12 protein-coding genes are annotated in these 11,584 nt (G+C 68.3%); 7 read left to right on the forward strand and 5 right to left on the reverse strand.

All coding sequences use genetic code 11. The annotated features are described in order from the left end of the window. Position 1: 1 nt before the first annotated feature. The gene (locus ABFX45_RS10820) at positions 2-616 is read right to left on the reverse strand and encodes a ComF family protein (protein ID WP_346129352.1); all 615 of its coding nucleotides are present in this window, start codon (positions 614-616) and stop codon (positions 2-4) included. A 986-nt stretch (positions 617-1,602) separates the two neighbouring features. Here ABFX45_RS10820 and hpf point away from each other — a divergent pair. Together hpf and secA are read left to right on the forward strand one after the other, a co-directional pair. Next, positions 1,603-2,271, forward strand: coding sequence for a ribosome hibernation-promoting factor, HPF/YfiA family (gene hpf, locus ABFX45_RS10825; protein WP_109639239.1), 669 nt, complete (start codon positions 1,603-1,605; stop codon positions 2,269-2,271). A 342-nt stretch (positions 2,272-2,613) separates the two neighbouring features. Continuing rightward, on the forward strand, positions 2,614-5,547 hold the full coding sequence (gene secA / locus ABFX45_RS10830) for a preprotein translocase subunit SecA (protein ID WP_346129355.1): 2,934 nt from the start codon (positions 2,614-2,616) through the stop codon (positions 5,545-5,547). Positions 5,548-5,614: 67 nt separating this feature from the next. Here secA and ABFX45_RS46400 read toward each other — a convergent pair whose 3' ends face one another. Next, entirely contained in the window at positions 5,615-6,022 is a 408-nt protein-coding gene (locus ABFX45_RS46400) for an Rv3235 family protein (protein ID WP_428834116.1), read from the reverse strand. 68 nt (positions 6,023-6,090) lie between these two features. Here ABFX45_RS46400 and ABFX45_RS10835 point away from each other — a divergent pair, with 68 nt between their 5' ends. Together ABFX45_RS10835 and ABFX45_RS10840 are read left to right on the forward strand one after the other, a co-directional pair. Continuing rightward, the gene (locus ABFX45_RS10835; RefSeq protein WP_109639363.1) at positions 6,091-6,501 is read left to right on the forward strand and encodes an HAD-IA family hydrolase; all 411 of its coding nucleotides are present in this window, start codon (positions 6,091-6,093) and stop codon (positions 6,499-6,501) included. 84 nt (positions 6,502-6,585) lie between these two features. After that, the gene (locus ABFX45_RS10840; protein ID WP_146231712.1) at positions 6,586-6,885 is read left to right on the forward strand and encodes a hypothetical protein; all 300 of its coding nucleotides are present in this window, start codon (positions 6,586-6,588) and stop codon (positions 6,883-6,885) included. Here ABFX45_RS10840 and ABFX45_RS10845 read toward each other — a convergent pair. Then, positions 6,873-7,625 carry a TrmH family RNA methyltransferase gene (locus tag ABFX45_RS10845; protein WP_109639242.1) on the reverse strand — a complete coding sequence of 251 codons (753 nt, stop codon included), beginning with the start codon at positions 7,623-7,625 and terminating at the stop codon, positions 6,873-6,875. The genes ABFX45_RS10840 and ABFX45_RS10845 overlap by 13 nt on opposite strands. A 105-nt stretch (positions 7,626-7,730) precedes the next feature. Between ABFX45_RS10845 and ABFX45_RS10850 the strand changes: the two genes are divergently transcribed. The 3 genes from ABFX45_RS10850 to ABFX45_RS10860 are packed head-to-tail and all read left to right on the forward strand — an operon-like array spanning position 7,731 to position 10,289. Continuing rightward, positions 7,731-8,396: a phosphotransferase gene (locus ABFX45_RS10850; protein WP_346129358.1), complete on the forward strand. Its 666-nt coding sequence runs from the start codon at positions 7,731-7,733 to the stop codon at positions 8,394-8,396. 10 nt (positions 8,397-8,406) lie between these two features. After that, positions 8,407-9,801, forward strand: coding sequence for a WS/DGAT/MGAT family O-acyltransferase (locus ABFX45_RS10855; RefSeq protein ID WP_346129360.1), 1,395 nt, complete (start codon positions 8,407-8,409; stop codon positions 9,799-9,801). Next, positions 9,798-10,289 (forward strand): DUF6912 family protein, encoded by a 492-nt coding sequence (locus tag ABFX45_RS10860; RefSeq protein WP_109639245.1) that lies wholly within the window; start codon positions 9,798-9,800, stop codon positions 10,287-10,289. The genes ABFX45_RS10855 and ABFX45_RS10860 overlap by 4 nt, the downstream gene beginning before the upstream one ends. Here the strand turns inward: ABFX45_RS10860 and ABFX45_RS10865 are convergent. Both ABFX45_RS10865 and ABFX45_RS10870 read right to left on the reverse strand, forming a co-directional pair. Continuing rightward, complete coding sequence (locus ABFX45_RS10865) at positions 10,286-11,143, reverse strand: GNAT family N-acetyltransferase (RefSeq protein WP_112227092.1); 858 nt, start codon at positions 11,141-11,143, stop codon at positions 10,286-10,288. The genes ABFX45_RS10860 and ABFX45_RS10865 overlap by 4 nt on opposite strands. A 33-nt stretch (positions 11,144-11,176) precedes the next feature. Continuing rightward, positions 11,177-11,563 carry a VOC family protein gene (locus ABFX45_RS10870; protein WP_170155132.1) on the reverse strand — a complete coding sequence of 129 codons (387 nt, stop codon included), beginning with the start codon at positions 11,561-11,563 and terminating at the stop codon, positions 11,177-11,179. Positions 11,564-11,584 lie beyond the last annotated feature (21 nt).

Here is an 11,584-nt window from a genome sequence, read left to right on the forward strand (position 1 = left end):
TTCACCGGGGCTGGTTCGGCCGGGCGGAGGTCAGTGCGAGCACGGCGTCCGTGCGCACTCCTGCCCGGCGCAAGGCACGAACGCAGGCCGACGCCGTCGCGCCCGTGGTGATCACGTCGTCGAGCAGCACCGTGGTGCCCGGTTGCGGTCTGCCGTGGACCTCGACCCTGCCTTCGAGATTCCGTCTTCGTTCGGCGGGGCTCAGTCCGACCGAGTCGCTCACTCCGGCAGCGAGCCGGAGGACCTGAGCCACGTTCGCGATCTGGACGGCCCGCGCGATTCTCAGCATGTGGTCGCCGCCCCTGTCGCGCGCCGCGCTGCGCCGGGACGGTGCGGGCACGAGCGTCCACGGCCGCGGGCCCGCGGACACCAGCGCGACCGCCACCATGGCGCCGAACCACGCCACAAGCGCCCGTGCGCCACGCTCCTTGAAGGCGAGCACGAGTTCCCTTGCCGCGCCCCGATAGGCGGCCAGCGCCCACACAGGCGGCCCGACACCGGGCACCTGGATCCGTGCCGGCGGCCCGAACTCGTCGAGACACGTGGCGCAGCAAGCGGTGCCGGGGCGGTCGCAGCCGGCGCAGGAGGACGGGAGGAGCAGATCGAAAGCGGTCATGGCACAAGCATGGCGACGGGGTCTGACAAAAAACGCTGCCGGCGTTCCGGTGTCTCGACTGGGGACTTTCGGCACCGCCCACAAGGGTGAAGTTCCTGTCGCGTTGTCGATCACTGATGGGTCCAGGTTGGACGCATCAGCCCAGCTCGGCGCCAGTTCTGTAACGACGTCCCAAGATCCGGAAACCTGTTTCGTCCGTTCGGCCCGGCCTCTGTTGAGCGGATGTTTCGGAACTGAGGGGTCCACACGTCGCCGTCTCAGCTGGTGCCGGGACCGGCCGTGGGTGCACATGCGGCGCGCGGCGCTGTGGGGGGCGTCGGGACGACCCGATCGGCCGGTCCGAGTTAACGATTATTCACATGTGGATCTGACCAGCGGTTATTACTGGAAATGCTGGGTATGCCCGGCGCTGCGTTGATCAACGCTCTTGTCCGTGATTGGGCGAAATCGCCCGTTCGGCCAGGAGTGACTGGGTCGTGATCAGGCATCGGCACCCATCAGTTCGGTTGCAAGAAGTGCGGTCCCGTCCCCGTTCATGCTTCGGAATCGATCTCTTCGAGGTTTCGGGAACATGACGCGGGGGCCGGCCGTTGGCTGGGTATGAGGCCACGACTGGACCCGTTCGACGCAGCGAGACTGCTGTCGAGTGCCGGTCTGGCGCTGGGCCGTACGGGTGAGCAACATGCCGGTGGGCAGGGTTCGTGGCACGCTCGGGACACGACTGGCAACGCGCTGTCGTCGCGCTGCGTAGTCACCAAAAAATCTCGTCGTTCCCCCGGCAAGGGGGCTTACGCGACGGTGAATCCCAAGCTAACGTGCACCGCTATCAGCGTTCCCGGCCCACGGGGAGGAGGCGAACAGCCCATGACCCTGGCGCCGTGAGACCTGCCGAGGACGACCCTCAGCGACACAGCCGCGATCCAAGATCGCCACGGCGCCCGAAACCAGTCCAGCCATAGCTCGCAGCAAAGCGAGGGAGGTCGTGTATGGACATCGTCGTTAAGGGCCGCAACGTCGAGGTGCCCGATCACTACAGGGTTCACGTCGCCGAAAAGCTGGCCCGGCTTGAGCGCTACGACCGCAAGGTCATCCGCTTCGACGTGGAGCTTTTCCACGAGCCGAACCGCCGACAGTCGAAGAACTGCCAGCGGGTCGAAATCACTGGCAAGGGACGTGGACCCGTGGTCCGTTCCGAAGCCTGCGCGGGTGACTTCTACGCCGCGCTCGATTCTGCGGTCGCGAAGCTCGAGAACCGCCTGCGTCGGTCGCACGACCGCAGGCGAGTCCACCACGGGGCGCGCGCCCCGATCTCGGTGGCAGAAGCGACAAGCGGACTGGGGGATCTCTCCTCCGCTGGCGAAAGCATGACGTCACGCCGCGCGAAGACCGCGGTGCTCGACGCACCCGAGGCCGACTACGAGGGCATGGCGGAAGTGCCCGCGCAGCGGTGGGACGACGGCCTCGAGGACAAGTTGCCCGGACGCGTCGTACGCGAAAAGGAGCACGCCGCCAAACCGATGACCGTCGACCAGGCTCTCTACGAGATGGAACTGGTCGGACACGACTTCTACCTGTTCGCCGACACCGACAGCGGGCGCCCGAGCGTCGTTTACCGCCGGAAGGGATTCGACTACGGCGTGATCAGGCTGGCCTGACCCGGTAACTACACACCCACCTTCGACCGCCGTCGCCCCGCACCCCTCGCGTGCGGGGCGGCGGCGTGCGTCTACCGCCGGTCGGCCGCATTCCACTCATGGGCGTTCACCGTCAAGGTGAAGTTGGCCGGACCAGGAACCTTCACGCGGGCCTCATGCGTTCACCACACCAGTAGCCGAGGTGGCGGCAGGCCCTCGCGGATGGGGCTGACCTGCGTATACCAGGTCACAAGGCCCAATCCGCCTGTGTCTGTGCGCACATCTTGGCGACTTGCCTACGATGGGCAGGGGAAAGGCGTCCGACGTGGGCGCGCCGCGATACAGGTGATGAGGTCTATCCAGATGGTGCTGTCCCGACTGCTCCGCTCCGGCGAGGGCAAGATGCTCAAGCGCCTCCGCAACATCGCACACGCCATCAACGGCCTCGAAGATGACGTGGTCGACCTCTCCGACGCCGAGCTGCGCGCCAAGACCGAAGAGTTCAAGAAGCGCCATGCCGACGGCGAGTCGCTCGACGAGCTGCTGCCGGAGGCGTTCGCCGTCGCCCGCGAGGCCGCGAAGCGGACGCTGGGTCAGCGCCCCTACGACGTGCAGCTCATGGGTGGCGCGGCGCTGCACCTCGGGCAGATCGCCGAGATGCGCACCGGTGAGGGCAAGACGCTGACCTCGGTCATGCCGGTCTACCTCAACGCCCTCGCGGGCAAGGGCGTGCACGTCATCACGACGAACGACTACCTCGCCAAGCGCGACGCGGACTGGATGGGCCGTGTCCACCGGTTCCTGGGACTGAGCGTCGGCGCGATCCTCTCCGAGATGACGCCCGAGCAGCGGCGCGCGGCGTACAACTCGGACATCACCTACGGCACGAACAACGAGTTCGGCTTCGACTACCTGCGCGACAACATGGCGTGGAGCCTGGACGAGTGCGTGCAGCGCGGCCACTACTACGCGATCGTCGACGAGGTCGACTCGATCCTCATCGACGAGGCCCGCACCCCGCTGATCATCTCCGGCCCCGCCGAGCAGTCGGCGCGCTGGTACACGGAGTTCGCCCGGCTCGCCCCGCGCATGCGCGGCATCGACGTCACGCAGCTCTCCCAGAAGGACCGCATCGAGGTCGTCGAGGAGAAGTCGAAGTCGTACCACTACCAGTACGACGAGAAGAAGCGCACCGTCGCCGTCACCGAGCTCGGTGTGGAGTTCATCGAGGACCAGCTCGGCATCGACAACCTCTACGAGGCGGCCAACACGCCGTTGGTGGGCTACCTGAACAACGCCCTCAAGGCGAAGGAGCTCTACAAGCGCGACAAGGACTACATCCTGCGCAACGGTGAGGTCATGATCGTCGACGAGTTCACGGGTCGTGTGCTCGCCGGCCGCCGCTACAACGAGGGCATGCACCAGGCCATCGAGGCCAAGGAAGGCGTGGAGATCAAGGCGGAGAACCAGACTCTCGCCACGATCACCCTGCAGAACTACTTCCGCCTGTACGAGAAGCTCGGCGGCATGACCGGTACCGCCGAGACCGAGGCGGCCGAGTTCCACCAGACCTACAAGCTGGGCGTCGTGCCGATCCCGACGAACCGCCCGCCGCAGCGCAAGGACATGCCCGACCTCGTCTACAAGAGCGAGGAGGCGAAGTTCGACGCCGTCGCTGACGACATCGCCGAGAAGCACGCGAAGGGCCAGCCGGTCCTGATCGGTACCACGAGCGTCGAGCGCTCCGAGTACCTCTCGAAGCTGCTGGTGCGCAAGGGCATCCCGCACGAGGTCCTGAACGCGAAGCACCACGACCGCGAGGCGCTGATCATCGCCAAGGCCGGTCGCAAGGGCGCCGTCACGGTCGCCACGAACATGGCCGGTCGCGGTACCGACATCGTGCTGGGCGGAAACCCGGACATCATCGCCGACCACGAGCTGCGCGAGCGCGGCCTCGACCCGGTGGAGACGCCGGAGGAGTACGAGGCCGAGTGGGCCAAGGTCGTCGAGGAGCTGACGATCGCCGGCAAGGCCGAGGCCGACGAGGTCCGCGCGGCAGGCGGTCTCTACGTGCTCGGCACCGAGCGCCACGAGTCGCGCCGCATCGACAACCAGCTCCGCGGCCGCACCGGCCGTCAGGGCGACCCCGGCGAGTCGCGCTTCTACCTGTCGCTGCAGGACGAGCTGATGCGCCGCTTCAACGCGTCCATGGTCGAGATGGTCATGACGCGCCTGAACGTGCCGGACGACGTGCCGATCGAGCACAAGATGGTCACCCGCGCCATCCGCAGCGCGCAGACCCAGGTCGAGCAGCAGAACTTCGAGATCCGCAAGAACGTCCTCAAGTACGACGAGGTCATGAACCGCCAGCGCACGGTGATCTACGCCGAGCGCCACCGCGTCCTCGCGGGCGAAGACCTGAAGGAACAGGTCGAGCACATGATCGTCAGCGTCGTGGAGGAGTACGTCAACGGCGCCACGGCCGACGGCTACGCCGAGGACTGGGACTTCGACAAGCTCTGGACGGCGCTCAAGACCCTCTACCCGGTCTCGCTGGACCCCGACGAGCTCCTCGAGTCCGATGAGGACATCACTCGCGAGCACCTCCGCGAGGTCCTCGTCGAGGACGCCCTGCAGGCGTACCGCAACCGCGAGGCCGACATCGACAGCCGAGTCGGCGAAGGCGCCACCCGCGAGCTGGAGCGCCGCGTCCTGCTGTCGGTCCTCGACCGCAAGTGGCGCGAGCACCTGTACGAGATGGACTACTTGAAGGAGGGCATCGGCCTGCGCGCCATGGCGCAGCGCGACCCCCTCATCGAGTACCAGCGCGAGGGCTTCGACATGTTCAACGCGATGCTCGACGCGTTGAAGGAAGAGACCGTCGGCTTCCTCTTCAACCTCCAGGTGGAAGCGGCAGAACCGGAGCCCGCGCAGCCCGAGGTCCCGGTCTCCCTGAGCACCGCCCCGCAGGCGCTTCCGCAGACCCCGCAGAGCGGCTCCCGGGCCCGTGCCCGCGCGGCGGCAGCGGCCCAGCAGCAGCGTGAGCAGCAGGCCCAGACTCCGGCAGGTCCGGCCATGGCCCAGTTGTCCAGCGGCAACGCCATCCCGCCCGCCCTGCGCGGCAAGGGCCTCGGCGGCCCCGGCGAGCAGCACCTGACCTACAGCGGCCCGGCGGAAGACGGCGGCGTGGAGCAGCACGGCGAGTCCAACGGTGCCGGCCAGCAGGGCGGCACCCGCAAGGAGCGTCGCGAGGCGGCGCGTCAGGCGGCCAAGGGCAACCGCAACAAGCGTCGCTGACCGCAGCACGACCACGTGGGCCGCGTTCCTCCGGGAGCGCGGCCCACGCGTCGTTTCGGAGGCTGCTTCACTCGAGCACCGAGAACGTGGTCAGCCACCATCGGCCACTCCGATGCTCAGCCCGAGCCGCGACGGCAAACGCCCGGCCCTCCCGCCGAATCGTCACGGAAATCTCCGCGACGAACCGAGACGGATGACAAACCCGAGGAGCCCGAACCATCCGGGTGGCCCGCACCCGGACCGTTCCGCCCAGCCGAGCAGCCAGCCCGGGGACCGCGACCTCCCGCAGCAACCGCCTGGACCGCCGGCCGTCCAGCACTTCCAGAACCACCCACACCAACCGAACGGCATCCAGTTCAGGCGACGGCGGTTCCGGTACCGGAACCCAGACCGGCCGTGGCCGAGGCCGGGGGATGACAGCCGGCATTCCGACCGGCGGCTCGTAGGCGGGCAGGCGACGAACAACTGGGGGCATGCCGAACCAGGCGCGACACCAGGCGACATCGGGACACGGTCCACCCGGAAGTGGGTACCGTCCACAAGGTGTTGAAAGCCCTGGTGCTCGACTACGGCGGCGTCCTGACCGATCCCGGCGAGGACAACGCCGCGGAACCCCCGCTGCTCACCGCGCTGCGCAAGGCCAGGGAACAGGGTCTGAAAACCGCCCTGCTGTCCAACGCGGACGGTTGGTGGCAGCCGCCGGGAACGTGGCAGGGCCTCTTCGACGCCACGATCATCAGCGGCGAGGTGGGTCTGGCGAAGCCGGACCCGGAGATCTACCTCCTCACCGCGACGAGGCTGAACCTCGAACCGGGCGAGTGCGTCTTCGTCGACGATCTCGCGATCAACGTCAGGGGTGCGGCGGAAGCGGGCATGGTCGGTGTCCACCATCGGTCGACACGGTCCACCCTCGAGGAGCTGGAAATCCTGCTAGCGATAGCGCTCTGCGATTGAGGTTTCACCCCGCAGCGTAATTGTCCATTATTCGGCTGCGCACTACCGTCAATTGGGCAAGTAGCCGAATGCTTAGGGGAGAAAATGCGAAGAATTGTCGCTTGTGTTGCAGTCGCCATTGCAGCCACGGCAATTGCATCACCCGCCCAGGCGCAGGAGCGTGGTTGCTACGAGGAATACCTGAGGGACGGGCGCAGCGTCGAGGTCTTCTGCGACGAAGGGCGGCCAGGACGCTTCCGGGCCGTCGCCCACTGCTCCAACGGCCTGGGCACCTGGGGCCAGACCGGCAGCATCGGCCGGGTCAGGGGCGCGTCCTCGGTCGCGGTGTGCACGTCGTTGCTCGGGTATCCCCGAGTCGACGGGTATCACGTCTATTGGCTCTGAGCGCGGCGCACCAGTTCGAAGCAGAGCACGGCTGCGGCTGATGCCACGTTCAACGATTCCACGCCTGCCGCCATCGGAATCGACAGCCACGACGTGATGTGCGGACGCACGTCGTCGGTGATTCCGGACGTTTCACTGCCCAGGACGAAGGCGGCACGCGCCTCGAAAGAAGCAGAATAAATCGTGTCGGACGCGTGGGAATCCAACGCGTAAAGCGGAAAGCCTGACGCGCGCAACAATGCCGAGGCCTCCGCCGCGGTGCCGCAGCGCAGCACGGGCGCTCGGAACGCCACCCCGGCGGAGGCCTTCACCACGAGCGGGTCGATCGACGCGACACCTCGGCGCGGCACCACGATGCCGTCGATGCCGGCGGCGGTCGCGGTGCGCAGGATCATGCCGACGTTGGCGGGCGTGGTGATGCCGTCCAGCACGAGCACGGACCGCAGCGAACCCTCCTCCAGTGCCAGGGCGAGCGGCTTCATGCGGGGCGCGACCACGTCGGCGAGCACGCCCTGGTCCTGCTTTCCGTTGCCCGCCAGCACCTTCACGCGCTGCGCGGTGGCGCGCTGCACGGCGACGCCGCGGGAACGTGCCGCGTCGATGATCTCCCGAGCCGCCGGGCCGCGGGCCGTGTCGGCGAGCACCACCTTGTCCACCGACAACGCCGGGTCGTCCAGCGCTTCCAGCACCGGCTTGCGGCCGTAGACGGTGACGAAACGGTCCTTGGGCGAGATCTCCACAGCAAGAGGGTGACAGAGCCCGGCACGCTCGGCTCAAACGGGTGACGAGGTGCGATAGAGCCGTTCGGCCCTTGTGTTTCGGATCATATCAATGATGATCGTCACATGACGGCAGGTATGCGCAGCGTCGCGCAACGTCAACACATTGCGAGCGGCCAGGACTCGGACGTGTTCATCCGGTCCGACGGCCTGCTCGTCAAGCGCACGCGCACCGGCCGTGACCTGCGGCGCGAGGCCGAGATGATGGTGTACCTGAGCGGCCACGGCATCCCCGTTCCGCGCGTGCACGAGGCCACCGCCGACGAGCTCGTCATGCAGTACGTGCCCGGCCCGCGGATGTCCGAGGAGATCGGCCGCAGGCCCTGGCTCGCCGGTCAGCTCGGACGGGATCTGGCCGAGCTCCACCACTGTCTCGACGTCATCCCGGCGCCCGGTTTCCTCAGCGGCGAGGGCGACCTCCTGCACCTCGACCTGCACCCCGGCAACGTCGTGCTCGGTCCGGAAGGGCCCGTGGTCCTCGACTGGGCCTGCGCCACGAAGGGCGACCGCAGGCTCGACGTCGCGCTGAGCTGGGTGTCGCTGGCCGTCGCCCGTCTCGCGCCGGTCAAGAAGCTCACGCGGTGGCGGTTCCTCAAGGCGTTCATGGCCAACGTGGACCCGAAGGCGCGCGAGGCGATCCCGGAGGCGGCGCGCATCCGGCTCGAACGCCACGACCGCGACCCCGTGGAACGTGCCGCACTTCAAAAACTCATGGACCCCGATCGCCACTAGGCTGGCGGGCATGCCGGACCGCCTGTCAGCGCTGGACGCCTCGTTCCTGTACCTGGAGGACTCCACGACGCCGATGCACGTCGGCGGAGTGGCGGTCTTCCGACGGCCGAAGGCGGGATTCGACTACGACAAGCTCGTCGACCTCATCGAGCAACGCCTGAGCCTCGTGCCGCGCTACCGGCAGAAGGTCGTGCACGTCCCGGGACGCATCGCGCGCCCGGTCTGGATCGACGACCCGGACTTCGACGTCACCTACCACGTGCGCCGGTCAGCGCTGCCCAAGCCCGGCAACGACACCCAGCTGCACGACCTGGTCGCGCGCCTGATGTCCCGCCCGCTCGACCACTCCCGCCCGTTGTGGGAGATCTACCTGGTCGAGGGCCTCGCGAAGAACCAGACCGCCGTCATCACCAAGACCCACCAGGCCATGATCGACGGCATCGCGTCGCTGGAGATCGGCCAGGTCATGCTGGACGTGTCGCCGTCGCCGCGCACGAACGTCGAGAACCTCTGGATGCCGCAGCCGGAGCCCAGCTCGCTGCAGCTCGTGGCCGACGCGGTCACCGACATCGTGCAGCGCCCCGGCGAACTCGTCGAGAACGTCCGCAGCGCCGCGCTCGACACCGTCGCCACGGTCGAGAAGGTCTTCAACGCCTTCGGTGCCGTGGCCGCCGCCGTCCGCACCGCCGCGACCCCAGCGCCCGGCAGCCCGCTGAACGTCCGCATCACGTCGCCGCAGCGCCGTTTCGCCGTCGCGCGTGCTCAGCTCGACGACCTGCGGTCCGTCCGCAAGGCACACGGCGGCACGGTCAACGACGTGGTGCTCGCGGCTCTGTCCGGTGCGCTGCGGAACTGGCTGCTCAGCCGCGGCGAGAACGTCACCGGCAGCACCACCATCCGCGCGATGGCGCCGCTCTCGGTCCGCGACGCCGACCCGGACTCGGGCAACAACGTCAGTGCCTACCTCGTCGACCTGCCGGTCGGCGAACCGAACCCTGTCGTGCGCCTGCACCACGTGAGCCACGCGATGCGCGCGCACAAGGAGTCCGGCCAGTCCGTCGCCGCAGACGCCCTGGTGAAGGTCTCCGGCTTCGCCCCACCGACGCTGCACGCGCTGGGCGCGCGGGCGGCTTCGTCGTTCTCGCGCCGCCTGTTCAACGTGATCGTCACAAATGTTCCCGGCCCGCAGGTGCCGTTGTACGCGGCGGGCGCGAAAATGACCGAGATCTTCCCGGTCGTCCCGCTCGCCAAGAACCAGGCACTGGCCATCGGGGTGACGTCGTACGACGGCGGTGTTTACTTCGGACTGAACGGCGACCGCGACGCCATGTCCGATGTGGACGTTCTCGCGACCATGGTCGAGGAGTCGGTGGAGGAACTGATGGGGACGGCGAGCGGTTCATGAGGGTCTACATCCCGGCCACGGTGTCGATGCTGCGCACATTCGTCGACAGCGGCGAGCTGACCCCGATCGGCGGCACGGCGTTCGCGCTGACGCCCGCCCTGCGCGAGTCCTACGCGGCGGGCGACACCGAGGAGCTCGAATACGCCGCGATGCTCGACGCCGCCCGAGCCTCGCTCAGGCTGCTGGCGGGCGACGAGAAGACCGAGCCGCGCCGCGCGGTCATCGCCGTGGACGCCGACGACGTGACGCTGCGCCCCGACCTCGACCACTCGGTCGTGAAGGTCGCCGGCTCCGTCACGCTGAAGGACGTCGCATCCGTGCACCTGGACACGTCCGAGGCCGAAGAGGACGTCCGAGCGGCCGCCGAGGTGGTCGACGCCGCCGACATGGGCGACCCGGACGCCGAGTTCACGCTGGGCAGCGCCGAGGACCACGAGCTGGCCTGGTACGCCCCGCAGGAGCTCGCCTTCGTGCTCGAACTCCTCTAGTCGCGGCGCTGGTCGAACACCTCCGGCATCGGCTGGAACCCCGCTGCCCGGTAGGTGGCGACCGCACCGACGTTGGAACTCGGCGTGCAGACGAGCGCGATGGACGAACCGAGCTCCTGGAGGGTTTTCGCCGCCGCGATGGTGATGGCCTTGCCGAAGCCCTGGCCGCGGTGGTCCCGGTGCACGCCCATCGGTTCGAGCAGGCCGGGTTTGCCGGGGCCTGCCGACCACACGGTCACGGCTGCCACCGGCTGGTTCCCGGCGTGGGCGACGAGGCTGCGCGCGTCCTCGTACGGGCCGTTCGCCATGTTGTGCCAACGGTCCGCGGTGAAGGTCGATCTCTCGAACGACGCCCTGATCACGTCGGCGTGCACGTGGGCCCGGTCGGGGCCGATCACCTCGATCTCCACGCCGGGATCTTCGACCGGCGACGAGAGGTCGCGGCGCAGCGGGGTCCACGGTACGTCGGACTGCCAGCCGTTCTGGAACATCAGCTCCTGGAAGCGGGTGTGCTTGGGGGACTCGATGTAGACCTTGCCCGCCGGGAGCACGCCGCGGGCCGGGTCGCTCACGTCGGCGGCGAGCCGCTGAGCCAGTTCCTCGTCGTGGTGGGCGTCCGGGGCGATGGTGAAGCGGAGCAGGTCCGGCTGGTCCAGGAAACCGACCGCGAGGATCCGGCCGTCACGGCTCCAGGTGCGGACCGTGGCGGCTGTCGCCTCGGCGCCGAGCCGCCAGGCCCAGCCGATGTCCCCCGGGTGCAGCTGCATGGGCGCGTCGTCGTGCTGCCACTCGCGGAGGGCCTGCACGGCCGCGGTCAGCTCGTCGACTTCCGGCGTTCGCAACACAGGGCCGATCAGACACCACGGGCTGTCCAGCCGCACCCGGTTTTACATGCCCTCGGCGGGCTCCCACAGCTCGATCCGGTTCCCCTCCGGATCAACACACCACCCGAACCGCCCGAACTCCGAGTCCTCGGTGTCCGGCAGCACCTCAACCCCGCGCGCCCGCAGCTTCGCCATCAACGACGGCAGGTCGTCGACGCGCAGGTTCAGCATGGTGCGCTGGTGGGGTTCGCCGATGTAGTCGGTGTCCTGGGCGAACAACGCCATCGTCGTCGTGCCCGGACGTTCGGACGTCGCCGTGTCGAGCCAGTGGAAGGTGACGGTGCCCTTTTCGCTCATCGGCACGCCCAGGTTGTCGCGGTACCAGGCGGCCAGGCGCGCAGGATCTCGGGAACGCAGGAAAACCCCGCCGATGCCAGTCACCCGCGCCACCCGACGGACCCTACTACCGCG

Origin of the sequence: Lentzea roselyniae (assembly GCF_039537795.1) — a bacterium.
GTDB classification, from domain to species: domain Bacteria; phylum Actinomycetota; class Actinomycetes; order Mycobacteriales; family Pseudonocardiaceae; genus Lentzea; species Lentzea atacamensis.